The sequence below is a fragment of the Vibrio sp. Makdt genome (assembly GCF_027587015.1).
GTDB lineage: Bacteria > Pseudomonadota > Gammaproteobacteria > Enterobacterales > Vibrionaceae > Vibrio > Vibrio chagasii_B.
The window spans coordinates 286,115-312,516 of the sequence record NZ_JAPPTH010000006.1 but is presented as its reverse complement, the minus strand read 5'-3'; the positions used below and the strand labels follow the sequence as shown (position 1 = coordinate 312,516).

Annotated in this window: 17 protein-coding genes and 1 riboswitch; of the genes, 11 read left to right on the top strand and 6 right to left on the bottom strand. The window is 44.5% G+C overall.

The genetic code is table 11. The annotated features are described in order from the left end of the window. Window positions 1–745 precede the first annotated feature (745 nt). Window positions 746–2,026 (bottom strand): cation:proton antiporter, encoded by a 1,281-nt coding sequence (locus OH460_RS10520; RefSeq protein ID WP_269997021.1) that lies wholly within the window; start codon window positions 2,024–2,026, stop codon window positions 746–748. A 168-nt stretch (window positions 2,027–2,194) separates the two neighbouring features. On the opposite strand from OH460_RS10520, the gene metH reads away from it, so the two are divergent. Continuing rightward, complete coding sequence (gene metH / locus OH460_RS10515) at window positions 2,195–5,872, top strand: methionine synthase (RefSeq protein WP_269997020.1); 3,678 nt, start codon at window positions 2,195–2,197, stop codon at window positions 5,870–5,872. A gap of 105 nt (window positions 5,873–5,977) precedes the next feature. Here metH and lysC read toward each other — a convergent pair whose 3' ends face one another. Then, window positions 5,978–7,345 carry a lysine-sensitive aspartokinase 3 gene (lysC, locus tag OH460_RS10510; protein WP_269997019.1) on the bottom strand — a complete coding sequence of 456 codons (1,368 nt, stop codon included), beginning with the start codon at window positions 7,343–7,345 and terminating at the stop codon, window positions 5,978–5,980. 107 nt (window positions 7,346–7,452) lie between these two features. Next, a riboswitch (Lysine riboswitch) is annotated at window positions 7,453–7,630 on the bottom strand. Between the two features lie 176 nt (window positions 7,631–7,806). On the opposite strand from lysC, the gene OH460_RS10505 reads away from it, so the two are divergent. After that, window positions 7,807–8,946, top strand: coding sequence for a pyridoxal-phosphate-dependent aminotransferase family protein (locus tag OH460_RS10505; RefSeq protein WP_105059045.1), 1,140 nt, complete (start codon window positions 7,807–7,809; stop codon window positions 8,944–8,946). Window positions 8,947–9,047: 101 nt separating this feature from the next. Here the strand turns inward: OH460_RS10505 and OH460_RS10500 are convergent, their stop codons facing one another. The 4 genes from OH460_RS10500 to OH460_RS10485 all read right to left on the bottom strand — a co-directional run bounded on the left by OH460_RS10500 (window position 9,048) and on the right by OH460_RS10485 (window position 15,566). Next, window positions 9,048–10,811 (bottom strand): PglL family O-oligosaccharyltransferase, encoded by a 1,764-nt coding sequence (locus OH460_RS10500; RefSeq protein WP_269997018.1) that lies wholly within the window; start codon window positions 10,809–10,811, stop codon window positions 9,048–9,050. 96 nt (window positions 10,812–10,907) lie between these two features. Beyond that, window positions 10,908–13,739: an excinuclease ABC subunit UvrA gene (uvrA, locus tag OH460_RS10495; RefSeq protein WP_269997017.1), complete on the bottom strand. Its 2,832-nt coding sequence runs from the start codon at window positions 13,737–13,739 to the stop codon at window positions 10,908–10,910. Between the two features lie 149 nt (window positions 13,740–13,888). Further along, entirely contained in the window at window positions 13,889–14,761 is an 873-nt protein-coding gene (gene galU, locus OH460_RS10490; RefSeq protein WP_019826989.1) for a UTP--glucose-1-phosphate uridylyltransferase GalU, read from the bottom strand. Window positions 14,762–14,918: 157 nt separating this feature from the next. Beyond that, on the bottom strand, window positions 14,919–15,566 hold the full coding sequence (locus OH460_RS10485; protein ID WP_269997016.1) for a LuxR C-terminal-related transcriptional regulator: 648 nt from the start codon (window positions 15,564–15,566) through the stop codon (window positions 14,919–14,921). A 279-nt stretch (window positions 15,567–15,845) separates the two neighbouring features. Here OH460_RS10485 and OH460_RS10480 point away from each other — a divergent pair, with 279 nt between their 5' ends. From OH460_RS10480 to OH460_RS10440, 9 genes are all read left to right on the top strand, one after another. Next, on the top strand, window positions 15,846–16,397 hold the full coding sequence (locus tag OH460_RS10480) for a single-stranded DNA-binding protein (protein WP_269997015.1): 552 nt from the start codon (window positions 15,846–15,848) through the stop codon (window positions 16,395–16,397). Window positions 16,398–16,558: 161 nt separating this feature from the next. After that, window positions 16,559–18,574, top strand: a complete 2,016-nt coding sequence (csrD, locus tag OH460_RS10475) for an RNase E specificity factor CsrD (protein ID WP_269997014.1) — start codon at window positions 16,559–16,561, stop codon at window positions 18,572–18,574. A 2-nt stretch (window positions 18,575–18,576) separates the two neighbouring features. Continuing rightward, the gene (locus OH460_RS10470) at window positions 18,577–20,019 is read left to right on the top strand and encodes an MSHA biogenesis protein MshI (protein WP_269997013.1); all 1,443 of its coding nucleotides are present in this window, start codon (window positions 18,577–18,579) and stop codon (window positions 20,017–20,019) included. Continuing rightward, entirely contained in the window at window positions 20,019–20,666 is a 648-nt protein-coding gene (gene pilO / locus OH460_RS10465) for a type 4a pilus biogenesis protein PilO (protein ID WP_269997012.1), read from the top strand. The genes OH460_RS10470 and pilO overlap by 1 nt, the downstream gene beginning before the upstream one ends. Next, entirely contained in the window at window positions 20,659–20,991 is a 333-nt protein-coding gene (locus tag OH460_RS10460) for an MSHA biogenesis protein MshK (RefSeq protein ID WP_269997011.1), read from the top strand. Before pilO ends, OH460_RS10460 begins: the two co-directional genes overlap by 8 nt. 15 nt (window positions 20,992–21,006) lie before the next feature. After that, entirely contained in the window at window positions 21,007–22,644 is a 1,638-nt protein-coding gene (gene mshL, locus OH460_RS10455; protein ID WP_269997010.1) for a pilus (MSHA type) biogenesis protein MshL, read from the top strand. 47 nt (window positions 22,645–22,691) lie between these two features. After that, on the top strand, window positions 22,692–23,531 hold the full coding sequence (locus OH460_RS10450) for an ExeA family protein (RefSeq protein WP_269997009.1): 840 nt from the start codon (window positions 22,692–22,694) through the stop codon (window positions 23,529–23,531). 2 nt (window positions 23,532–23,533) lie between these two features. Further along, window positions 23,534–24,682, top strand: a complete 1,149-nt coding sequence (locus tag OH460_RS10445) for a tetratricopeptide repeat protein (protein WP_269997008.1) — start codon at window positions 23,534–23,536, stop codon at window positions 24,680–24,682. Further along, window positions 24,672–26,396, top strand: a complete 1,725-nt coding sequence (locus tag OH460_RS10440) for a GspE/PulE family protein (RefSeq protein WP_105059038.1) — start codon at window positions 24,672–24,674, stop codon at window positions 26,394–26,396. Before OH460_RS10445 ends, OH460_RS10440 begins: the two co-directional genes overlap by 11 nt. Window positions 26,397–26,402: the final 6 nt, after the last annotated feature.

Here is a 26,402-nt window from a genome sequence, read left to right as displayed (position 1 = left end):
CATTAAAAGGCTCTAGCAGAAATGCTAGAGCCTTTTTGCTTTCTGAATCTAATAATACTCTATTGGCAAAGCCGCGGATTCCCCTACTTACCAAAACTGTGCGTGTTGGGAGTCTATGCCTCAACTCTTGCCATATACTAAGCCTCAGCAGAAATGCTGATGTTTTTTTCGCGAAGCAAAGTTGGAATAACTACGCGTTCCCCTAGTTCGCCAGCTCAGTCTAATCTCTCCATTCCTGCCATATTTAAGTCTTTAGACTGCGCGTCCCAGCAAAATGCTAGAGCCTTTATTATTCCTGTCATTTTTAGAAGTAACGCTAGAGGCACCAAGTTATCTCTATCTACTCAATACTCATTTTGCTCTATAGTTCTGCTAGTTAATAACTAACGCTATTCTAGCGAGACATTGATTCCCGTTCTTTGTGTTTCCAGGTGAAAGCTGAAGCCTTTCGATTGAAGCTAATATAACTTGAGAGTGGGTTACTGGGGAGGCTAGTGAGTGTGCAGAACAATGAGTTCTCTGTATTACTTAACTTCCTGAAAGAGTTCCGGCCAAATTTAGTACTCCCCCCAAATTAAGGCTTTCGATTACTCCAATAATAGTGGTATCAAATATCTATATAAGCTTCTATGTTCTACGCATACCTTTCAGCGATAGCTTCAGTGTGGGAATTGGTGAGTTTGACTTTCATTAGGTATAAAAAAGGCCACCTAAAGTAGGTGGCCTTGGTTAATCTATCTAGGTGTTAATCTAGCTCTTTCTCTGCTTGTTTTGCTTTCTCTATCATAGGAGTGATTGTTGAGCCTTGAACTAGAATAGAGAACACAACTACGGCGTATGTCATGACAAGGATTATCTCTTTAACATCTATTGCCTTGTCTTCAATTACCCAGATACCGGAAGGGATTGATAGAGCCATGGCTAGCGCTAAGCCTCCGCGTAAGCCGCCCCAAGTTAGAATCTTAATCGACCATGGGTTGTAAGTTCTAAAGCGCTTAAATCCAATGTACGACAAGAAAACACTTAGGTAGCGTGCACTTAATACCAGAGGAACTGCGAATGCCATTAGGATCCAGTCTTCTTGGTGGAATTTGAATAGCAGCATCGACATACCAATCAATAAGAACAGCACGCCATTTAAGAACTCATCTATCAGTTCCCAGAAGTGGTCTAAGTGGTCTTCACTCTCTTTTGAGAAGCCGATGAAGCGAGTCCAGTTACCAATCATGATACCTGACACCACCATAGCTAATGGACCTGAGACGTGGAGGACTTCAGCAAAAGCATAGCCCGCTGTAGGAACACCAATAGTTAGTAGTAATTCCATTGAGTGGTCATCAGTGTTACTGATTAAGTAGTGGAATATTAGACCTAAAGCAAAACCATAGACGATACCGCCAATTGCCTCTTGGACAAATAACATGGTCACACTGCCCACTGTCGGTGCCTCGGTACCAAAAGCTATGGTGAACAGAGTGATGAAGATTACCAAGCCAAAGCCATCGTTAAAGAGAGACTCACCTTCAATCTGAGTCGAGATTCGTTTGGGTGCATCGAGTTTCTTTACAATGGCTAAAACAGCGATTGGATCGGTTGGTGAGATAAGAGAACCGAACAGTAAGCAGTAAATGAGATCGAATTGGATGCCGATGAACTGACAGAATCCATAAAGAACAAAACCAATAAAGAAGGTCGAGAATAGAGTCGCACCGAGTGCGAGTACTGTGATTTCCCATTTTTGGTCTTTAAGGTTTGGGAGTTTGATCCCTAAGCCGCCAGCAAATAGTAGGAAGCCTAATATCCCTTTAAGTAGGAAGTCTTCAAAATTAATACTGGCAACCGTTTCAGAAGCAATGTCGGCTAATTGAAACCAGTTGTTTTGGCCCGCAATGATAATTAAAAGAGACAGCATCATTGAGCCTGCTGTGATGGCGATGGTTGTTTGCATTTTACCAATTTTGCTATTAACAAAGGCAATGAGCATGGCTGCAGCAGACAAGAAGCATAAGGTGTAATAGACCGACATTGGGGTACCAACATGTAACAAAGTATGAATATGAATTTTCGTTGTCTCATGCTCAAATAGCAAACACTTTTTGTCAGGACTCGGTAATCAATTTCCTCTTTTAGACGTCTAGACTCCTTTTTAATGTGTGATAGGATGGAAGCATAATTAAAGGAATGAGGTTGTACCGTGGGAAGTAATGTAAGGCAAAAGATTGATGCTCTGTTGAAGCAACGAATTTTACTGATTGATGGTGGTATGGGCACCATGATTCAGGACTATAAATTGGAAGAGCAAGACTATCGTGGTGAACGCTTTGCGGATTGGCATAGTGACTTAAAGGGTAACAATGACCTTTTGGTACTTACACAACCTAAGCTTATCAAAGATATTCATTCGCAATATTTGGAAGCTGGGGCAGACATCCTTGAAACCAATACTTTTAACGCTACAACCATTGCTATGGCCGACTACGATATGGAAAGCCTTAGTGAAGAAATTAACTTTTCAGCAGCCAAGTTAGCACGAGAAGCCGCTGACGAATGGACTGCAAAGACTCCTGAAAAACCTCGTTTCGTTGCCGGCGTCTTAGGCCCAACAAACCGTACTTGTTCTATCTCTCCAGATGTTAATGATCCGGGTTATCGTAATGTGAGTTTTGATGAGTTAGTCGAGGCCTACTCTGAATCGACTCGCGCGCTGATCAAAGGTGGCTCAGACCTTATTCTTATCGAAACCATCTTCGATACACTCAATGCTAAAGCGTGTGCTTTTGCAGTGGAATCTGTTTTCGAAGAAGTAGGCATCACTTTACCGGTCATGATCTCCGGCACTATTACTGATGCATCAGGTCGTACGCTTTCAGGGCAGACGACAGAAGCTTTCTATAACGCCCTTCGTCATGTTAAGCCTATCTCGTTTGGTTTGAACTGTGCATTAGGCCCTGATGAGCTGCGTGAGTATGTTGGCGAGATGTCTCGTATCTCAGAGAGTTATGTTTCTGCTCACCCTAACGCTGGCTTACCTAACGCATTTGGCGAGTATGACCTTTCACCGGAAGACATGGCTGAACACGTTAAAGAGTGGGCTGAAAGTGGTTTCTTGAACCTGATTGGTGGCTGTTGTGGTACTACGCCAGAACATATTCGCCAAATGGCAGAAGCGGTTGAAGATGTAACTCCTCGCCAATTGCCGGACCTACCTGTGTCGTGTCGTTTATCCGGTTTAGAACCTTTGACCATTGCTAAAGAGTCTCTGTTTGTAAACGTGGGTGAGCGAACGAATGTGACCGGTTCTGCACGCTTCAAACGCTTGATCAAAGAAGAGCTTTACGATGAGGCATTGAGTGTTGCTCGTGAGCAAGTCGAAAATGGTGCACAGATCATCGATATCAACATGGATGAAGGAATGCTAGACGCTGAAGCGTGTATGGTTAAATTCCTTAATCTATGTGCCTCTGAGCCAGAGATTTCAAAAGTCCCAGTGATGGTCGATTCATCAAAATGGGAGGTTATTGAAGCCGGCCTGAAATGTATTCAGGGTAAAGGCATCGTTAACTCCATTTCTCTAAAAGAAGGTAAAGAGAAGTTCGTCGAGCAAGCCAAGTTGGTTCGCCGCTATGGTGCAGCCGTCATCGTGATGGCGTTCGATGAAGTCGGTCAGGCAGATACACGTGAACGTAAAGTCGAGATCTGTACCAATGCTTACAACATTCTTGTTGATGAGGTTGGCTTCCCACCTGAAGACATTATTTTTGACCCAAACATCTTCGCGGTTGCGACTGGTATCGAAGAGCATAACAATTATGCGGTTGATTTCATTGAAGCAGTAGGCGATATCAAGCGCGACCTACCTCATGCGATGATCTCGGGTGGTGTCTCGAACGTGTCATTCTCATTCCGAGGTAATAACTACGTTCGTGAGGCAATCCACGCTGTATTCTTATATCACTGTTTTAAAAATGGTATGGATATGGGTATCGTAAACGCTGGTCAGCTGGAAATTTACGATAACGTGCCAGAAGATCTGCGCGATGCTGTTGAAGATGTCGTACTAAACCGTCGTGGTGATTCGACGGAACGTTTGCTTGATATGGCAACCGAGTATCTAGAGCGAGCGGTTGGTAAAGTAGAAGATAAATCAGCACTTGAGTGGCGTACTTGGCCTGTAGAGAAGCGTTTAGAGCACTCTTTGGTCAAAGGTATTACTGACTTCATCGTTGAAGATACTGAAGAAGCGCGTGTCAATTCAGCTCGACCAATTGAGGTAATTGAAGGTCCGTTAATGGACGGCATGAACGTGGTCGGCGACTTGTTTGGTGCAGGCAAGATGTTCCTCCCTCAAGTTGTTAAATCGGCCCGTGTAATGAAGCAAGCTGTAGCCCACTTGGAGCCGTTCATTAATGCATCCAAAGAAGTAGGTGCGAGTAACGGTAAGATCCTTCTCGCGACAGTGAAGGGCGATGTTCATGATATTGGTAAGAACATTGTTGGCGTCGTTCTTCAATGTAATAACTATGACATCATCGACCTGGGTGTGATGGTTTCATGTGAAAAAATTCTCAAAGTCGCGAAAGAAGAAAACGTCGATATTATTGGTCTTTCTGGCCTGATTACTCCATCCCTTGATGAAATGGTGCATGTTGCCAAAGAAATGGAACGACAAGGCTTTAAGTTACCACTATTGATTGGTGGTGCTACGACATCCAAGGCGCATACTGCTGTTAAAATTGAACAGAATTACTCAGAACCGGTGGTCTACGTTAATAACGCTTCTCGTGCAGTTGGCGTATGTACCTCACTACTTTCTGAAGAGCTAAAACCTGCCTTCGTTGAGAAGTTGGACTTAGATTACGAGCGCGTTCGCGATCAGCATAATCGTAAGAAGCCTCGCACTAAGCCAGTGACACTCGAGCAAGCTCGCGCAAATAAAGTGGCGATTGATTGGGACGCATATACTCCGCCAGCACCAGCTAAACCGGGTGTGCATGTATTCAATGATTTTGATGTGGCAACACTGCGCAACTACATCGACTGGACACCATTCTTCATGACATGGTCATTAGTCGGTAAGTACCCAGCTATTCTTGACCATGAAGAAGTGGGCGAAGAGGCAAAACGTTTGTTCAAAGATGCGAACGAGTTACTGGATCGTGTAGAGAAAGAAAAGCTACTCGAAGCCCGTGGTATGTGTGCGATGTTCCCAGCCAACAGTGTTGGTGATGATATTGAGGTGTATACCGATGAGTCTCGTACTGAGGTTCTCAAAGTTCTACATAATCTTCGCCAACAGACTGAGAAACCAAAAGGCTTTAACTACTGTTTGTCAGATTACATCGCTCCAAAAGAAAGCGGCAAAGCGGACTGGATTGGTGGTTTTGCTGTGACAGGCGGTATTGGTGAGCGTGAGCTAGCGGATGAATATAAGGCTAATGGTGATGACTACAATGCCATCATGATTCAGGCTGTGGCTGACCGACTAGCAGAAGCGTTTGCTGAATACCTACACCAAGAGGTGAGAAAGGACATTTGGGGTTACGCTCCAGATGAAGACTTATCTAACGATGATCTGATTCGAGAGAAATACCAAGGTATTCGTCCTGCTCCTGGTTATCCTGCTTGCCCTGAGCATACAGAGAAGGGCACGTTGTGGGAGTTGATGGATGTTGAGAAGACCATCGATATGTCACTGACGTCCAGCTACGCGATGTGGCCTGGTGCTTCAGTTTCTGGGATGTACTTCTCTCACCCTGATTCTCGATACTTTGCGATTGCTCAGATTCAACAGGATCAAGTAGACAGCTATGCTGACCGTAAGGGTTGGAATATGTTGGAAGCTGAGAAGTGGCTAGGTCCAAATATTAACTAGCTATTAAATCCGCGAGTTACTTGTAAAAATAGAAAGGGTTGCTTAATTGCAACCCTTTTTGTATCTGTACTTTGAGCGTTGAACTCTTATTAATTCACTATCGCCTTATTCGAATAGCTCTTGATGCAGTTTTTGAATCGCCTGTTTAGATACTGATTCATTGAGCAGGAAGCATAAGTTATGAGGGCTTGCTCCGTAACAAATCATGCGCAAGTTGAAATCTTCAAGGGTGCTGAATACTTGCTTAGCGTAGCCTTTGCTTTCACTCATGTTATTACCAATCAATGCCACTAAACACAGGTCATGTTCCACATCGACTGAACAAAGTTCTTCTAGCTCAAGACGTGCTGCTTCTGGTAACTCAGGTGCACCACCAGATGTATCAGTTTGATCTAGGGTGAGTGAAACACTGATCTCCGAGGTGGTGATAAGATCGACCGAGATCTTATGTTTAGCAAGGATCTCGAATACTTTCGCGAGAAAGCCGTAAGCATGGAACATATTAGCGCTACGAAGCGTAACCATGGTTTGGTTGCAGCGAAGGGCAAGGGCTCTGAATAGTGGAGAGCTTTCTACCTGCTGGCGAATCCAAGTTCCACCCAATTCTGGTGCTTTTGAAGAGCCGACAAATACCGGAATTTGGTGACGTAGTGCTGGCACGAGAGTCGATGGGTGCAGGATCTTCGCTCCAAAGTTTGCCATCTCAGAGGCTTCACTGAAGCTGATTTCTGGGATTGGAGATGCTTTAGGTGCGATGCGAGGATCTGTGGTGTAGATACCTGGAACATCTGTCCAAATCTCTAAGCCAATCGCTTGTACTGACTCTGCAATAAGCGCTGCTGAGTAATCACTACCACCACGGCCTAAGGTTGTTGTATTGCCGTCATTGTCTGCACCAATAAAACCTTGTGTGACGACAACTTGTTGTTGGCACAGTGGAATCAGTTTCTCTTTCGCTAGCACTGAAATCTCTTCAAGCTGAGGTTCAGCTTTGCCGAAATCATCATTGGTGCGCATCACTTCTCTGATATCGAAGCGAACCGCGGATGTACCACGTTCGCGAAGGATTTGAGCAAGAAGGTGTGTCGACATCAATTCACCGCACGCGACTAAGTGATCGGTTAACTTAGTGCTTGTTAGAAACGATGCAGCCTCGGCAGCGCTCGCAATGTCATCAAGAATGGAGTGAACTTCTTTTTCGACGCTGATTGGATCAGCAAGTTGATCAAGAATTGCATTGTGGATGTCCGTTAATTGGGTCATAACCTCTTGACGACGAGCTTTGTCTTGAACACCATTTGCCAGTTCGACAAGCAAATTAGTTACTCCTGAACACGCAGAACTTACGACTAACTTGGTATTTGAGTTGTTTTCAATAATGGCAGCACAACGGCTCATTGCTTCAAAGTTGGCAACACTTGTACCACCAAACTTAGCGACATTAAAAGAACCAGCTACATTAGATGCACTCACGATATATCTCCCACGACTTCCTAAAATAAAATTACGGTTGGGTAATCCAACGTCCATTGTTTTCGAAGAGAGTTTTAGAGCAAAAAGAGAGGAATTATGTGAATAGTAACCTCAGAAGCTCTTCACCATATAGAAATGGTGACAGTTGCCGGGATTCAGCCCGCTCAACCGATAATAAAGGTCCTGCATCCTTTTATTATCTCGGCACTGCTCCCCCTAAATGCTTTGTATCGGAAATGCGGTTCCACAAAACACCTGCCTGGGCAGTGCTCCTCTTCTGCTAGATAGCCATTTCATTGAACGTGTTTGCGCTCACAATGTCAATTGGTAACTTGAGATAATTTAAAAATAATTTTAACAATTATGTGACAGTGGTTTGACCTCAAGACCGAAGGCTAATTGCTGACATGTTCGATTTGCTTTAGGGTGGAATATCAACACCATTAACGTAAGGGATTTACATGTCTAACTTAACAAATACTTCTACAATCGATAGTTTTTATCCACCACATCGAACGTTAATGGGGCCTGGGCCTTCTGATATCTCACCTCAAGTACTGCAAGCTTTGAGTCGTCCAACCATAGGTCATCTAGACCCACTGTTTATTGCAATGATGGATGAGGTTAAACAGCTTCTTAAGTATGCATTTCAGACAGATAATGAGTTTACGATTGCTGTATCAGCGCCGGGCAGCGCAGGTATGGAAACTTGTTTTGTTAACTTGATTGAACCCGGAGAAAAGGTCATCGTCTGTCGAAATGGCGTGTTTGGTGAACGTATGCGAGAAAACGTGGTGCGCTGCGGTGGCGAGGCAATTCTTGTTGATGACGAATGGGGTAAGCCTGTATCTGTCGAAAAGGTACAACAAGCATTATCAGAAAACCCAGATGCTGTCGCGGTTGCGTTTGTGCATGCTGAGACCTCTACTGGTGCGCTATCGGATGCTCAAGCTATCTCTGCGGTTGCCCGGCAGTTCGATGCATTAACGATTGTTGATGCTGTGACCTCACTGGGTGGTGTACCACTGTTAGTGGACGAATGGCAGCTCGATGCGGTTTATTCTGGGAGTCAGAAGTGCTTGTCTTGTGTTCCTGGTTTATCACCAGTGACTTTCTCTCAACGTGCTGTTGATAAAATGAAAGCACGTCAGTCACCGGTACAAAGCTGGTTCTTGGATCAGAGCCTAGTATTAGGTTACTGGAGCGGAGAAGGTAAGCGTAGTTATCACCATACTGCACCAGTCAATAGTCTTTACGCGCTGCATGAGTCTCTCGTGCTATTGAAAAATGAAGGCTTAGATAATGCTTGGTCTCGCCATCACGCTATGCATCAAGAGTTGAAAGAGGGCGTGGAAGCATTAGGACTGAAATTTGTTGTTGATGAGGAGAGCCGTTTACCACAACTTAATGCTCTTTACTTCCCTGAAGGAATCGATGAAGCGAAAGTCAGATCGCAGCTTTTAGAAGAGTATAACCTTGAGATTGGTGCTGGCCTTGGTTCTTTGGCTGGTAAGGCATGGCGTATTGGCTTGATGGGCTACGGTGCTCGCAAAGAGAATGTCGCGTTGTGTCTTAAAGCGCTGCAAGACGTACTTAAATAGTCAAATCAGATTAGTTTTAAAGAAAAGCGCACGAGGATCGTGCGCTTTTTTGTGTTTGCTCTAAAGGTGAGATGCGAAAGTCATATCTCGCTAGTCCTTAGCTACTCTTCGGATGAAACATTGTTTTCTGCTTGGGATACTTTCTTGTACTGAACCTGTGAAAAGTCTCTGTCCGGAAACAGAAACTTGGCTTCGCTACGGATCTGTTCCGCTTTGCTCTCTTCCCCTAAACCTTGATAAGCAAGGATCAAGTTACTGTAAAACGCTGGTCTTGGTTTACTCTTTATGATCTCTAGTGACCAATCAACATAGGGCTGAATAAGGCTAGGATCGCCTTTATAAAGACCAATGTTTAGGTAAGTGCTGTATATATCCCAATCGTAGCGATCTTTCCAAACCACAGGGTTGGTGACTTGTTTGAGAATATCTGGGTTTTTAGGTTTAGATAGCTCAAATTTGGTCAGTACATAGTTGGTATGCAGTGCACTCAACATGTAAACACTCACCAGAATTGGTAACACTAAGCTGGTCACTCTAAATAAGGTTTTACTGATGATGCTGAACGGCTGTTGATAATGACGCGAAGCGCGCTGGTCGACCCAATAAATCAATATGATAAAGGTTATCCAGTGTATTGCCGAGTGATAGAACGGGTACTCCAACTGAGAGTGTAAAAGTATCGGTATGAATAGCGCCAGTAAAGCTAAGCGTGTTCCTTTCGCTGAGCTCGAGATACGCGACAATACTAATACTGCGGCAATCAATATTCCTATGATAGGTACAATACCGCCCTCAACTCCCCAGAATAGAAACTCATTGTGAGGGTGATCCATTGCCGGAAGCCCCGGATGATAGTTTGAATTGAGTTGGTGCTGACGAGCTGTATACAGAGTGTACTCTGATTCAAATTTTCCGTAGCCGTAACCAGTAAATGGTTTCTCTACCAGCATGTCTAATGTTTGCGGGAAGGTGTAAGCGCGAGGACTTTCTAAATTGGTCCTTTTACTTGCTAGGCTATCTGTCGCGCTAAGGCTGATTACTGAAAATGCAACTACGATACCGACAGCAACGGATGTACACCATCCGTAGAAGCGTTTCTTGGTCGAGAATCTGTATAAGTAGGGCAGAATACACACAAATCCAATGAGTGCCGCTAACCAACCTGTGCGTGATGCAATGATGATCAGCAGTGGTACGGTTAATGTTGGTGTTAGGTAGAGTAAAAACGATTCGCTAATCTTGTGGTTGTACTTAGCGGGCTGCCTCGCTAATAGGTAAGCCGAGAGGACAAAACCAGTCGCTAAAAAGCTCGCCATCACGTTAGGTTGTTGGAAGATTCCATAAGGACGATTAGCTTCAGTGTTGTAACCAAATAGGTTACCTGGCTCCAATACAAAATATTGTACATAACCAAAAAGCGCTTGTATGACGACAGCGAGTACGATGAACCACAGCATGCGCTGTTTATGTTTATTACTGAATTTGAACTGCTGAAGTACTACAAATAAAGCAAAGCCAGCCCATAACCCAAGTAATCGACTGGATGCTCCTTGCGGTGAAGCATTGCTGTATAGAATAGGCAATGTGAGTATCACACAGCTGATCAGTAAGCCTACGGTTAACTTGGAATACTTAAGCACTCGATTGGTTGCTAGCTGGTAAAATCCAATCGCTAGAGTGAAGCTTAGAGCCAGCCAAGTTGTCGGGTTAAAGGATAAAGCTAGGCCAGAACCTCCCGGGTTAGGCATAAAAAAGTGCATGGCGAGTAAGAACACGACAGCTAATGAAGCAAGGAATGCTTTGTTGAGAGGTAGCTGAGTGACCTGATTTTCTAGCTGGGTTCCGCTAGTGTGTATTGTTGCCATAAATCCCTAACCTTATAAAAACGGAGCTTGTTCTTTTTGAAACAAGCTTCGTTACTTTAACATTTTTCTGTCTGCCCGCAGGACGCTATTTTACACCTAGTTCAAATTTAACATAGGCTTAAGGAAGCGTGCGGTATGTGAACCTTCGACTAGTGCCACATCTTCAGGTGTACCCTCTGCAACGATTTCACCACCACCTTGACCACCTTCAGGGCCGAGATCGAGTATCCAGTCTGCCGTTTTAACAACATCCAAGTTGTGTTCAATTACCACAACGGTATTACCGTGATCACGTAGGCGATGTAATACGGTCAATAGCTGTTGGATATCGTGGAAGTGAAGGCCGGTTGTTGGTTCATCCAGAATGTATAAAGTCTTTCCTGTATCTCGCTTCGACAATTCACGTGCCAATTTAACACGTTGAGCCTCACCACCAGATAGGGTAGTTGCGGCTTGCCCCAAACGAATGTATGAAAGACCGACATCCATAAGCGTTTGCAGCTTACGTGCGATCACTGGAACCGGATTAAAAAACTCACGTGCGTCTTCTACGGTCATTTCCAGTACTTCATCAATGGTCTTACCCTTGTAGCGAACTTCTAGTGTTTCACGGTTGTAGCGCTTGCCCTTACACACATCACACGGCACATAAACGTCCGGTAGGAAGTGCATTTCTACCTTGATAACACCATCGCCCTGACATGCTTCACAACGTCCGCCACGCACGTTAAAGCTGAAGCGTCCCGGTTTGTAACCGCGCGAACGAGACTCTTGTGTACCCGCAAATAACTCACGAATAGGCGTGAAGATCCCTGTATAGGTTGCAGGATTTGATCTTGGTGTTCTACCGATAGGGCTTTGGTCAATATCGATGACCTTATCGAAATGCTCTAAGCCTTTAATTTTCTTATGTGGTGCAGGTACTGCTGTCGTTGCACCGTTGAGTTGGGTGTGAGCAATCTTAAAGAAAGTATCATTAATCAGCGTTGACTTACCTGACCCTGATACACCTGTAATACAACTGAATAGGCCAACAGGGATAGTCGCGGTGACATTTTTCAGGTTATTACCGGTAGCACCAATGATCTCGACGACTTTCTTTTTGTCGATCGGCGTTCGTTGTTTTGGTACTTCAATCTCTTTTACGCCACTCAGGTACTGACCAGTCAACGAGTTTGGATTGTCGATTATATCTTGCATGGTGCCTTCTGCGACGACGTGACCACCGTGAACACCAGCACCTGGGCCGATATCGATCACATGGTCTGCACAGCGAATCGCGTCTTCATCATGCTCAACGACAAGTACCGTATTACCTAAGTCTCTCAGGTGAATCAAGGTTTGCAGTAGACGTTCATTATCGCGCTGGTGGAGGCCAATCGATGGTTCATCCAATACATACATAACCCCCACTAAGCCAGCACCGATCTGGCTTGCGAGACGAATTCGTTGCGCTTCACCACCAGATAGAGTTTCAGCACTGCGTGATAGGTTGAGGTAATTCAAACCGACATTAACCAAGAAGTGCAGGCGATCATTGATCTCTTTCATTACCTTATCGGCGATCTGTCCACGCTGACCATCTAACTTCAACTCTTGGAAAAATTGTAGTGCGTCAGCAATGCTGAGTTCAACGATTTCAGGCAGTGTTGTATCACCAATGAAGACATTACGAGCTTCTAATCTTAAACGAGTACCGTCACAGCTTGAGCAAGACTTAGTTGAGATGTACTTCGCAAGGTCTTCACGGACAGCGCTTGATTCAGTATCACGGTAACGGCGCTCTAACGTATTCAAAATACCTTCAAATGGGTGGCGTTTAACTCGAATATCACCACGATCATTGATGTATTTGAACTCAACTTCAGTACGACCTGAACCCTTAAGAATAATCTCTTGAGTCTTCTTCGGTAGAGAATTAAAAGGTGCAAACAGATCGAAACCATAGTGTTCCGAGAGCGATGTTAGCATCTGGAAATAGTAGTAGTTCTTTTGATCCCAACCCTTAATGGCTCCATCTGCAATACTGAGATTCTCATCTAAGATCACTCGACTCGGATCAAAGTACTGCTGAACTCCTAGACCATCACAAGTGCCACATGCACCAGCTGGGTTGTTGAATGAGAATAGACGAGGCTCAAGCTCTTGCATGCTGTAACCACACTTGGGACAAGCGAAGTTAGCAGAGAATACGATCTCTTCTTGATCCGTTTCATCCATCCAACCGACAACAGCGATACCACCCGAGAGCTCTAATGTGGTCTCGAACGATTCAGCCAATCGCTGCTGCAGGTCAGGGCGAACCTTGAATCTGTCTACCACCACTTCAATAGTGTGTTTTTTATGAAGCTCTAGTGCTGGTGGATCGGATAGATCGCAGGTCTCACCATCAATACGTGCTCGAATAAAGCCCTGAGCCGCTAAGTTTTCCAGCGTTTTTACGTGCTCACCTTTACGCTCTTTAACGATTGGTGCTAATAGCATCATTTTTGAACCAACAGGTAGCTCAAGTACCTTATCCACCATTTGGCTGATGGTTTGCGCGGCTAGAGGGATGTTGTGATCGGGACAGCGAGGCTCGCCGACTCGTGCGTAAAGAAGTCTCAGGTAATCATAGACTTCGGTGATGGTACCGACCGTTGAACGAGGGTTATGAGATGTCGATTTCTGTTCTATCGAGATGGCGGGAGATAAGCCTTCGATGTGGTCGACATCCGGCTTTTCCATAAGGGATAGAAATTGGCGAGCGTAGGCCGACAGGGACTCAACATAACGGCGTTGCCCTTCTGCGTAGAGGGTATCAAACGCAAGTGATGACTTACCTGAACCAGAAAGACCTGTGATAACAATCAGCTTATCACGAGGGATGGTAAGGTTTACGTCTTTGAGGTTATGCGTACGAGCGCCTCTAATTTCTATTTTATCCATCTCAACAGACCATGTAATTTTTAGTGGCTAAAGTATTACATAGAGTGAGATTTGTGCAAAGTTTTACTGGATAAAAAAACAGTAATTAAAAAGGGCGACTCCAAGAGCCGCCCATTACATTGTGCGAATTGTTACTTACCAGTCAGCAGTTATGCTTCTTTCTGTGTTGAGTGTTTGCCTAACTCAACTTGCTGCTGGTCTTTCTTGTATAGGTTTTCAAAGCAGTAGTTTGTTGCTTCGATGTAGCCTTCTACGCTACCGCAGTCAAAACGTTGGCCTTTAAATTTGTATGCCAATACACACCCTGCTTTTGCTTGTTTGAGCAGTGCATCGGTGATTTGGATCTCACCACCTTTACCTGGTTCCGTTTGCTCGATCAATTCGAAGATATCTGGAGTCAGGATGTAACGGCCAATGATCGCTAGGTTGCTTGGTGCTGTGCCTTGCTCTGGCTTTTCTACCATGTCATCAACACGGAACAAATCGTCTTTGATCATTTCACCTGAGATAACACCGTACTTATGTGTCTCTTCTTCAGGTACTTCTTGAACAGCTACGATAGAACAGCGGAACTGTTTGTATAGCGCAACCATTTGTGCCAACACGCCTTGTTGCTCATTCACACATAGGTCATCGGCAAGTACCACTGCAAATGGTTCGTCACCTACAAGTTCACGACCAGTCAGGATTGCGTGACCTAAGCCTTTCATTTCGCGTTGACGAATATAGGTAAAGTTTGCAGCTTCAATCGTTTCACGGATATTAACCAGCAGGTCTTCTTTATTTGTGCCACTGATTTGATGTTCAAGCTCGTAGTTCTTGTCGAAGTGATCCATGATTGAGTGCTTACCACGACCCGTTACGATACACATTCCGTCCATACCGGCTTCGATTGCTTCTTCAACGCCGTATTCAATCAGTGGTTTGTTTACTACTGGCATCATTTCTTTCGGCATTGATTTGGTTGCTGGTAAGAAGCGTGTACCGTAGCCTGCTGCCGGGAAAAGGCACTTTTTGATCATCGTAAGACCCTTTATCTATAATAATTATTGATTCAACCTGAGTGGTTGATATTTCTGAGGGCAACTCTAGCACAAATTTTGTCGAAAATTCAGCAACAATCCGTATGGCTAACCAGAGCTTCCCTCAAAATTATCGTCACTTTAAGAAGCAGATCAATTATGCAAGCAGGTTCTGGTTAGCCCATGCTATCGCTTGGACTCTATTTTTTACTGCCAGCTTGCGAAATATCTGATAAAGATGGGACTTCACCGTGAACTCACTGATAAAGAGATCATCGGCTATTTGTGTGTTCGACGAGCCGGATTGGAGGCAACGAATAACCTGGATCTCGCGAATGGTGAGATCAACATTAGTAGGCGTTGTATTGGTATTGACCATATTACGATAGTAAAACAGCAGTTGATTGGTTACTTTTCTTGGCAGCCAGTTTTCGCCATCAATGACCTCTTGTAAACCATGAGCAATTTTGTCTTTTTTATCGGTGTTATAAAATAACCCTTTTAATACGCCATAAGTCAAAAGCTCAGACGTTGGCAGTTGCTGGGGGACATTAAACAAAATGATCTCATGATTCTTCCACATCACGGTCAAGTTAGGGCAGATAGCCAATAGCTTTGGCACTTCTTTATAGTCGACAAGAAGAATACGATTACTCTGCTTTCTGTCTACCAACATTAGGTCGTCTGGCGTCATCTTATACAAGGTGATAGATAGGTGTTTTTCTATCTCTTTTACATGTAAGTAAGTATCACTTGGGTCGATGCACATAAAATGTAAAGTGCGAGCGTATCGAGACTTTCTCATTGAGACTCCGTGTATGAATTGAATGAGGTTTCACGTTGTCATGCCGACTTTGGCTTCTCTAGCACCATCGTTGTGACTTGCGTTGAATATCAATTCTCAAAGTAAATGAGTGGTTTGTAAGTGGAGAAAAAAGCAACATCGCTCTGAATATCATGATTTGTTACGTTTTTATTCTTTGTCGTGAGGTGAGAATAGGAATGCGATTTATCACAGCAGAAAAGCATGCTATTCTTGTGCGCTAAAAATTTTCTGAGACTATGAATTTAGACGGAGCAAATCATGGCTAGCCGTGGAGTTAACAAAGTTATATTAGTGGGTAACCTAGGTAATGACCCAGAAATTCGTTACATGCCAAATGGCGGCGCAGTAGCGAACATTACCATTGCAACGTCAGAGTCATGGCGTGATAAAGCAACTGGCGAACAGCGTGAAAAAACAGAATGGCACCGTGTTGCTCTGTTTGGCAAGCTAGCTGAAGTTGCTGGTGAGTACCTACGTAAAGGTTCTCAAGTTTACATTGAAGGTCAACTTCAAACTCGTAAATGGCAAGATCAAAGCGGTCAAGATCGCTACACAACGGAAGTTGTGGTTCAAGGCTTCAACGGCGTTATGCAAATGCTTGGCGGTCGTGCTCAAGGTGGCACACCAGCTCAAGGTGGCATGGGTGGCCAACAGCAGCAAGGTGGTTGGGGTCAACCTCAGCAGCCGCAACAGCAACAATACAGCGCTCCAGCACAACCGCAAAAAGCGCCTCAACAACAAGCTCCTCAGCAGGCTCAACCTCAATATAATGAGCCACCGATGGATTTTGATGATGACATCCCATTTTAAGCCCTGTTTTTAATATATTATAAAGACAGTATTAATTTGGAAAGAGCCGCGATTATCGCGGCTTTTTGTTACCTAGAATTCTTAACGCTTTATTTACAACGTCAATTTATAGTATAAGTAGCAATACGGTATAATGTGAGTTGAAAAGGATTTCGTTATTCATGAGATATACCCCCACACTAAAATTGAGCACCCGATTGGTCGCATTTGTCACCGTGATAGTTATCAGTGCGATGTTCATTCTTTTTATCGGTGGCACCCTCTCATTTAAGCGTATCGGGCAAGAGTATTTAGACCATTATTTGGTGGGTATTGTCGACGTTGTAGATAAAGAAATGGAAGACCCAGACGCTGCATATTCAATGCAACGTTGGATGCCTAAGATGTTGCAAGCAAGCAACATTGTTGAGATGAAACTCTCGAATAAGACCGGCATTGTTTATCGCTTCAAAGATACCTCCCCACAGATTGATCCTAGCCGCCTTTATGAAAAGAGCTTTGTATTAGAGCGAAATACCGGTTATCGAATCGAATTTAAGGCTCTGCCTCCTTACATTGGATACAGCTACTCATTGGAAGCAATGTGGTCGATTACTTTAGCGGTCGCTTTGATTATATTTTGCCTAGCTCGTGGCGTTCGATGGCTAAAAGAACAGTTAATGGGCTCTGAAATGCTGGAAGAGCGTGGAAGAATGATTCTAGCTGGTCAGGTTGAGGCTCATGCAAAAGGTGATGAGCGAGAATGGCCTTTTACCGCGAGTGAAGCTCTTGATGTTCTTATTGAAGAGCTAAAAGACGCTCGGCAAGAGCGTAGTCGTTTCGATACTTTTATTCGTACTCATACCTTCTTAGATAAACTCACAGGCACCGCCAACAGAGTACTATTCGATAACAAGCTTGAATCGGCACTGCATGAAAGTGGTGCGCGTGGTGGTGTGCTGTTAATACGTATCGATGAGTGGGAACAGGTATGCGATGATAATGATAAGCAAGTTACAGATAACTTTATTATTGAGGTTGGCGAAGTATTATCGAATATCGTACAGCGCTACCCAGATGTTATTTTCTCTCGTTATTATGAAGCCGACTTTGCTGTATTTATCCCGCACCAAGGTGCCAAAGATATTGCGACGCTGGCGGCTCAGTGTTTAAGACAACTTGATAAGCTAACACCACCAGAGCCTTTAGAGTCGGATAATTGGTGCCATATCGGAGTGACCATGTACACCGAAGGTGAACGTCATAGTCAGATCATGGATGAAACGGAAACCGCATTAAAAAGTGCGCAATTGGAGCGTATTAATAACTGGAGTCGCTTCCCTAAACAAAATAAAAATGAGCTCGATAGAGGAAGTGTTCGCTGGAGAACACTACTTGATACAGCACTGCTTCCTGATAATTTAGTAATCTTTGCTCAGCGGTGTTATCTTATGTCTGAATTAGGTCAAGCTAATGAATTACATAGAGAAATATTCACTAGAATTCAGGATCCTGAGAAGGGTTTATTGAAGTCCTCTCGCTTCATGCCTGCGGTGGAGCAAGTGGGTTACCAAGCTCAAATGGATCAATCGGTGTTGAGGGTGTTGTTGAAGTCACTGAAAGAATCGACTCAACCTATTCATTATTCGGTGAACCTTAACGTCACGCCTTTTGCGAGTAAGCAGCACTTTAAGTGGTTTAGGAGTGAGTTGTTGCAGCTTTCTGCACAGCACCGGTCACAACTCGCTTTTGAGTTTCCAGAGGGGCACCTTATTGCTCATCTTGATTATATGAGACCGGTGGCAAAGATGCTGCGAGGACTTGGGTGTAAAGTGATTGTTGGCCAAGCTGGGCGAACTATTGTCAGCACTCACTACATTAAGGATTTGAAGGTCAACTATATAAAGCTTCATCGAAGCTTGATTAAGAAAATTGACCAAAGACATGAAAACCAGCTGTTCGTCCGCAGTTTAATTGGCGCGTGTGGTGACTCTCCAACTCAAGTTATTGCGGTGGGGGTCGAGACAAAACAAGAAAAGAACACCTTGATAGAGTTAGGTATTAATGGCTATCAGGGAAGGTATTTCGACGAAGAACAACAAATTATCCCTTTGCCTAACAAAGGCTCAAAGCCAGTGAAAGCTGAGTCTATAGTAAAAGTTGGTCGAAGAAATCGATGGCGTAAGAGTAGTAGCTAAGTATGAATTTTAAAGCGATTGTAGACAAATTAAAGCCAAGCAAAAGCAATGGCAACACTCAAGTTGTCATGTTGGGTAATGATGCAGTCTATATTTCATCGTCAGAGCAAGCATCCCAAGTAACCAGTATTCCTTTCGTTAATGGAGATTGGGAAAGCGCGCTGACAAAGTCGCTGAATAGTGAGGCGTTTACCAGTAATAGCCTTCAACTGATTGTTTGTGCCAACTATTACCAGACCTATCAGCTTGATAAGCCCGACATTCCAGAAAGCGAATGGTCGGTTGCCTTACCATTTCTGCTCAAAGACCTTGTTGCCGAGAGAGTTACGGAGATTACTGCGAGTGCGGTGGCCTTACCTACCTCGAATAAGCTGCAAGTGTATGTATTACCGAAAAAGCTGTTAAATAAGCTGGTTAGTATTACAAGCGCGGCGCAAGTTGAGCTTAAAGGTGTGGTGCCGGAAGATGAAATTTGGGGTTACAGTGCTGGTGAACTGTCGAACTTTATTCTTTTACAACGCAGCCCTAACTCGCACTTTAAACTGGGTGCGTTTGTTGATCATACTGTTTGTTTCCAAAGAACGATTCGTAGTGTGGTACCCCCTTTAACTGGAGTAGCATCCAGTGCTCTGCAATTAGATGGCCTTGCCTTGGAGCTTCAACGCTCTATTGATTATCTGTCTTCTCAAATTAAAGGCACCCAACTTCATCAACTAAAGATCTGTTGTGATGAAGAGGATGAAGCTGAATTACAAAGTGCATTAAATAATACACTGAGCTCAACGGTCTCTTTGCTTGTTGAAGGTGAGCGCGAAAACTCTGAAAGTTTGTTAGTGCAATTGGCCGCTGAAAAAGAGACGTTCACGGTCAACCTTTACCCTGAGCATTTAAAGCCTAAAAAAGAGTATTTTACTTTAGCGAATGTGGCTGCGAGTTGGGGAGTGGTTAGTGCGTTGTTGCTTGGCAGCTACTTTGTCATGAACTATCAAGCTTCCAATTTAGATACTGAATTAACATTGTTACAACAAGGCTCTAACCAGCTTAACAAACAAGTTAACCAACTGAATAGTAAGTTAACTCAACATAAACCCTCCCCTGAGAAAGTGGCGGCAGTTGAGCGTCTCAAACGTGAGACTCAAGCAAAAAAAGAGGCGCTAAAGGCGGTTGGACAATACGACGAGTCTCAGCAAGTCGGGTATTCTGGCGTCATGAATTCCTTAGCTCAATTAGGCCGAAATGACATCTCTCTTTCGCACATCTATATGACCCATGACACGTTAGATATGAGTGGGTTAGCTCGCAATGCCAATGTTGTCCCTAACTGGATTGGTCAATTCAAAAATGAGCTTAATCTTGTTGGCCGCTCTTTTGAAAAACTGAAAATAGGTCGTAATGATCAAGATGTGGTGACCTTTGAGTTAAGTACTCGTAGGGAGAGCAAGTAATGCAGCAATGGAATCAACTTAGCGATAAGTTTCTTGCATTAAGCCCAAGAGAAAAGTGGCTGCTTTTCGTGTGCGGTTTCGTTGGTATCTCTATGCTGCTTTTTACCTTACTGGTGGAGCCGGTATACCTCGATCTGCAAGCAAAAAATGCCAAGATGACCAGCCTGACTCAATCAAATCAGAGGCAGCAAGGTGAGCTGCTTGTTCTGCAAGCCAAATTGAACAAAGACCCAGACAAAGAGATCAATCTCGAATACAAAAAACTGATGCGAGAGAGTCAAGAGCTCTCTCTCGAACTTGCCGAAATGGTTGATGGGTTGATCTCCCCATCCCAAATGTCGCAATTGCTCGAAAGTGTCCTCAATGCAGGTAATGGGCTGAAATTAGAATCGCTGGAATCACTTAAGCCAGAAGCGATTTCGAATAATAAAGAGACCAGTGAATATTCCGGTTATTTTCTTCACCCGGTGAGAATGGAGCTAACTGGTAGTTACTTTGATATTGCAGCTTACCTTCAGGCGCTTGAGTCTCTTCCTGTGAGCTACTACTGGCGTACATTTGAATACACAGTAGAAGAATACCCAAAAGCTCGACTTATATTTGAGGTTTACACACTTGGTACCAGGCAGGAGTTTATCGGTGGTTAGAACTCTATTGTTGTCATTAATGTTTGCCAGTTCACTGGCGTCGGCTGGGCAAGATCCAACTGCCCCTCTGGGGTGGATGACGCCTCAACAAAAAACAGCGCCGGCGAAGAAAACGCCAACTCATTATCGTTTACCGTCTTTAGAAAGCATCGTGTGTAAAGCGGATACGCCTTGCTACGCCATTCTCAATGGTGACATTGTGGCTCAAGGGGAGACGATAAGAGGCTATCGAGTTAAGAAAATAGATTCAGAATACGTCACTCTGCAGAGAAGCTCTAAGCAGTGGAAACTAGAGATGTTCTCTTTAGATATTAAGAATAATTAAGGTTTGAGTGAAGACATGCGTAAACTTGTAGTAGCAATCCTAGTGTCATCTTTGGTCGGCTGTTCGATGGGGCATCGTGATCCTGTTGAGATAAAAGAGTCTTTGAACGAATCTATTAATGAAGCGAATAGTAAGGCGCTTCATGAACTGCCTTCGTCTGTACAAGATGATCTTATGCCTCAGCTTAATTCCGATGCTATGTCTCCGGGAATGGAGACAGTGAAGCGTTTTCGTATTCAAGCAAAAGGTGTCGAAGCGAGAACTTTCTTTGCTAGTTTAGTGAAAGGCACAGAATACAGCGCTGCGATTCATCCAAGCGTGTCTGGAAAGCTTACGTTGAACCTAACGGATGTGACGCTAGATGAAGTGCTGGCTGTGGCTCAGGATATGTATGGCTACGATATTGAAAAGCGTGGCAAGGTGATTCAAGTCTACCCTGCAGGCCTTCGCACAGTGACGATCCCAGTCGATTACTTACAAGTTAAGCGCGCGGGTCGCTCATTGACGACGATAACGACGGGTACGATCTCTAACTCAGACAACAATTCATCGAGCTCTTCAAGCTCTGACTCAAATTCCTCGAATTCATCGAACTCTTCAAATAACTCAAACTCTACCTCGAACGGTGGTACTGAGATTGAGACCACATCTGAAAGTGATTTCTGGCCACAACTTGAAGCTGCGGTTGCGCACCTAATTGGTTCTGGTGATGGGCAAAGTGTTGTTGTGACACCACAAGCGAGTGTGATTACCGTGCGTGCTTTTCCTGATGAAATTCGTGAGGTTCGTGAGTTTCTAGGTGTTTCTCAACAGCGTTTGCAGCGCCAAGTTATCCTTGAAGCCAAAATTATGGAAGTGACTCTGAGTGATGGCTACCAACAGGGGATCAGTTGGTCGAATTTATCTAAATCGATCGGTAGCGGCGGTGTGGTGATTGACCGTCCTGCAAGTACTCTGCCTCCACTTGATGCCATCAGCTCTCTGCTCGGTGGACAAACTAATGTAACAATCTCAGATGGTAGCTTTGAAGCGGTATTGAGCTTTATGGACACTCAGGGTGATTTGAATGTTCTATCGAGCCCACGAGTTACAGCGTCTAATAACCAAAAAGCGGTGATCAAAGTTGGTACTGACGAATACTACGTGACTGACTTATCAAGTGCTGTGGGTAGTGGCGATAATGCCAATGTGGCCCCTGAAGTCGAGTTGACACCATTCTTCTCGGGAATCTCTTTAGATGTAACGCCTCAAATTGACGATAAAGGCAACGTATTCCTGCATGTTCACCCTGCAGTTATCGAAGTAGAAGAAGAAGTTAAAAAGCTCAACCTCGGTACAACAACGGGTGTTGTAGAACTACCTTTAGCGAAAAGCTCTATTCGTGAATCGGATTCGGTGATTCGAGCGCGAGATGGTGATGTGGTTGTTATTGGTGGTCTAATGAAATCAAACACCAGTGATGTGACTTCTAAAGTTCCATTCTTAGGTGATATACCAGCTTTGGGGCATTTATTCCGCAATACAAATCAGTTGACGCAAAAGACTGAGCTCGTGATCTTGCTTAAACCGACCGTTGTGGGTGTGAATACTTGGCAATCTGAGTTAGAGCGTTCTCGTGATCTGCTTCAGCAATGGTTCCCTGATGAAGAGTAAATGCTTATTTTCTGAATTGGCAGCGCTTCACTAAGCTGGGTGAATCTATGTATCAAGCTCACTTTGGTTTTGAACAGCTGCCATTTACCTTAACGCCGAATACCGATTTTTTTTACGGATTAGCCCCGCATTTTGAGGCGATTCAAACGGTCATTTCGGCGTTAGAGATGGGAGAGGGCGTCATCAAGGTGACTGGAGAAGTAGGCACCGGCAAGACTATGGTTTGCCGAATGTTGGTCAATCACCTAAAAGACTGTACCGCATTAATTTACTTGCCAAATCCTGTGTTGTCCGGAACTGACTTACGTCATGCTGTCGCCAAAGAGCTTGAGCTTACTATAGAGAACGAAGCCACGTTGGTGGATAACATTCAACATAAGTTGATTGAACTGCATAACTCAGGCTTAAGAGTGGTCGCGATTATTGATGAGGCGCAAGCTCTCTCTGACGAAGCGCTAGAGACATTAAGACTGTTCGGCAATCTGGAAACTGAAGATAAGAAGTTACTTCAGATAGTGTTGCTTGGGCAGCCTGAATTAGATGCTCGCTTAGAGGCTTATCACCTAAGACAATTTCGCCAAAGAATCACTTTTAGTTCGACATTAAGGGCGCTAACTCTTGATGAGACGGTAGCTTACATTGATAACCGAATTATGAAATCAGGCGGTAGCCCAGAGCTGTTTAGTTTGAATCAAAAAAAGGCGATTTGTCGTTCTTCATTAGGCATCCCAAGGTTGATAAATCAGCTATGCCACAAGGCTTTACTGTTGTCGTTTAGTGAAGACAAAAAAAATATCGATAACCAACATCTGTTCTCTGCGATGCATGAAACTTACGATGTGTGTAAGCCAAAATTTAAAACGCCAATACTATGGGGTTGGAATTAATTATGAGCGTCATTAATAACGCCTTGTCTGAATTGGCAAAGAAAAAATCAGCGACAGCAATAGAAGCTGCGGTCGTGCCTAAGGTAAAAACACGTTCACCATTGGTGTGGGTAACGGCAGGCTTTACGCTGAGCTTAGCCATGGGCGGTTGGGCGATATCACAGGGTCCAACGGTAGATAACTCAATTTCTACTCGAGATCGGCAGGTTCAGGTTTCTGTTGTAGACAGCTCGCCAGAAGTGCCTGCAATTGCTACTCAAGCTCCGTCATCGTCATCGCCAACGAAGAAGTTAGTGACGGTCGATTCTTCTTATCTAACTCAAGTAAGCTCAGATACGAGCTCTCGAACTCAGGTGCAAGTGGTGGATTCAGTGGTTAAAACGCCACAAATAACAAAACCTCAGGTACAAGCGAAACCGACAACAACAAAAATAAATACGACACAAGTTCCTGAGCCGACCTTGATTGCGAGTGTTGCGAAGAGCAGCCCAGCTTCTATTTCTGATGAGCCAAAAGATTCAGAAAACAGTGGAATACTGATTGAACAAGTAGAACTGACCCCAGAGCAGCTTTCTATTAATGCGCAAGGGCGAGCTCAGAAAGCGCTGGATGCAAATGATCTTACTGGTGCATTGAAGGGGTACAACGAAGCGCTTCGTTATACGCCAAGGAATGAGGATGTTCGTCAAAAGCTCGCTATTCTCTATTTCGGCAAAGGTGACACTCGTAAAGCTTACGAGCTTTTTCAGTCGGGCATTAAGCTCAACATCAATAGTGAAAAGTTACGTTTGGGCTTATCAAAACTGTTGGTGAAAGCGGACCAAGCAGAGGCAGCGTTAAGCCCTCTGGTACATATGCCTCCGCATCCAACTCAAGAATATCTAGCAATGCGTGCTGCGCTGAGCCAAAAGTCACAGCAAGAAGAGATTGCACTGGAGAGTTACCAAAAGCTGGTCGAGGTCGATTCTGAGAACGCTCGCTGGTGGTTAGGTCTAGCGATACAGCAAGAGCGACAGTTAGATTTCGCTGCAGCAAAACAATCATACCAAGGTGCGTTAACTCGAGTCGGGATCTCATCTCAATCACAAAGCTTTGTGCGTGACCGATTGAAAATAATCAGTGCTTTAGAGGAGAGCAGCAATGCAAATTAGATTAAGAAAAAGGCTTGGTGATTTGCTTGTTGAAGAAGGCATCATCACTGAGGCTCAAGTTGAGCAAGCGCTTGCCTCTCAAAAGAGTACCGGTCGTAAGCTTGGTGATGCTTTGATCGAACTTGGCTTCTTGTCTGAGCAGCAAATGCTGAGCTTTTTATCACAACAGCTTGCTATTCCTCTGATCGATCTCAGTCGAGCGAACGTTGATGTTGAAGCGGTTCAGCTTTTACCTGAAGTGCATGCCCGCCGTCTTCGTGCATTGGTTATTGGTCGTCAAGGTGACACGCTGCGTGTGGCGATGAGCGATCCTGCGGATCTGTTTGCTCAGGAATCACTACTTGGTCAATTGGGCGATTACGCACTCGAATTTGTTGTTGCACCAGAAAGACAACTAGTCGATGGGTTTGATCGCTACTACCGTAGAACCAAAGAGATCGCCTCATTCGCTGAGCAGCTTCATGCAGAGCACCAAGTTAATGAAGCCTTTGATTTTGATATCGCTGAAGAAGACAGCGATGAAGTGACAGTGGTTAAACTGATCAACTCGCTGTTTGAAGATGCGATTCAAGTGGGTGCTTCCGATATCCATATTGAACCTGATTCTAATGTGCTACGTCTTCGTCAACGTATCGATGGCGTTTTACATGAAACTCTCCTTAACGAAGTGAATATCGCGTCTGCGTTGGTATTACGCTTAAAACTGATGGCAAACCTTGATATCTCAGAGAAGCGTCTTCCTCAAGATGGTCGCTTCAATATTCGAGCGAAAGGCCAATCTGTCGATATTCGTATGTCGACGATGCCAGTGCAGCACGGTGAATCTGTGGTTATGCGTCTGCTTAACCAATCTGCCGGCTTACGAAAACTGGAAGCGTCGGGCATCCCGAGTGATTTGCTGGTTCGTCTTCGTAAACAGTTGCGTCGCCCTCACGGAATGATTCTAGTCACTGGTCCTACGGGCTCGGGTAAAACAACCACCCTTTATGGCGCGCTAAGTGAACTGAATGAGCCAGGCAAAAAAATTATTACAGCGGAAGACCCGGTGGAATACCGCCTGCCTAGAATCAACCAAGTTCAGGTTAACCCTAAAATCAATCTCGACTTCTCTACTATCTTAAGGACCTTCTTACGTCAGGATCCCGATATCATTCTTATTGGTGAGATGCGTGACCATGAAACGGTTGAGATTGGTTTGAGAGCAGCTCTTACCGGTCACTTAGTGTTGAGTACGCTTCACACCAACGATGCGGTAGACAGTGCACTGCGTATGATGGATATGGGCGCACCAGGTTATTTGGTAGCTAGTGCAGTTCGTGCGGTAGTGGCGCAGCGATTGGTTCGTAAAGTTTGTACCGACTGTAAAGTTGATGACGAACTGGACGAGGCGCGCAAACAGTGGCTGAGCGTTCGTTTCCCTAACCAGGTCGATGTTCCTTTCATGAAAGGGCGAGGTTGTCAGAACTGTAACTTAACCGGGTATCGCGGGCGTATCGGTGTATTTGAGATGTTGGAGCTTGAGCACAATATGATGGATGCTTTAAGAGCTAACGATGCTGTGGGTTTTGCTCAAACCGCAAGACAGTCTGAAAACTACAAACCACTATTAGCCTCTGCGATGGAGTTGGCTTTGCAGGGCGTAGTGAGCCTCGACGAGATAATGAACCTCGGCGAAGGTGACGCATCAGGCTCAACTGACCCAATTTATCTGTAGGGGTAG

Coding starts and splice junctions, on each gene's coding strand:
- OH460_RS10520 (WP_269997021.1), bottom strand. CDS start 2,026: ATGTCGGTCTATTACACCTTATGCTTCTTGTCTGCTGCAGCCATGCTC.
- OH460_RS10505 (WP_105059045.1), top strand. CDS start 7,807: ATGTCTAACTTAACAAATACTTCTACAATCGATAGTTTTTATCCACCA.
- OH460_RS10500 (WP_269997018.1), bottom strand. CDS start 10,811: ATGGCAACAATACACACTAGCGGAACCCAGCTAGAAAATCAGGTCACT.
- uvrA (WP_269997017.1), bottom strand. CDS start 13,739: ATGGATAAAATAGAAATTAGAGGCGCTCGTACGCATAACCTCAAAGAC.
- galU (WP_019826989.1), bottom strand. CDS start 14,761: ATGATCAAAAAGTGCCTTTTCCCGGCAGCAGGCTACGGTACACGCTTC.
- OH460_RS10485 (WP_269997016.1), bottom strand. CDS start 15,566: ATGAGAAAGTCTCGATACGCTCGCACTTTACATTTTATGTGCATCGAC.
- OH460_RS10480 (WP_269997015.1), top strand. CDS start 15,846: ATGGCTAGCCGTGGAGTTAACAAAGTTATATTAGTGGGTAACCTAGGT.
- csrD (WP_269997014.1), top strand. CDS start 16,559: ATGAGATATACCCCCACACTAAAATTGAGCACCCGATTGGTCGCATTT.
- OH460_RS10470 (WP_269997013.1), top strand. CDS start 18,577: ATGAATTTTAAAGCGATTGTAGACAAATTAAAGCCAAGCAAAAGCAAT.
- pilO (WP_269997012.1), top strand. CDS start 20,019: ATGCAGCAATGGAATCAACTTAGCGATAAGTTTCTTGCATTAAGCCCA.
- mshL (WP_269997010.1), top strand. CDS start 21,007: ATGCGTAAACTTGTAGTAGCAATCCTAGTGTCATCTTTGGTCGGCTGT.
- OH460_RS10450 (WP_269997009.1), top strand. CDS start 22,692: ATGTATCAAGCTCACTTTGGTTTTGAACAGCTGCCATTTACCTTAACG.
- OH460_RS10445 (WP_269997008.1), top strand. CDS start 23,534: ATGAGCGTCATTAATAACGCCTTGTCTGAATTGGCAAAGAAAAAATCA.
- OH460_RS10440 (WP_105059038.1), top strand. CDS start 24,672: ATGCAAATTAGATTAAGAAAAAGGCTTGGTGATTTGCTTGTTGAAGAA.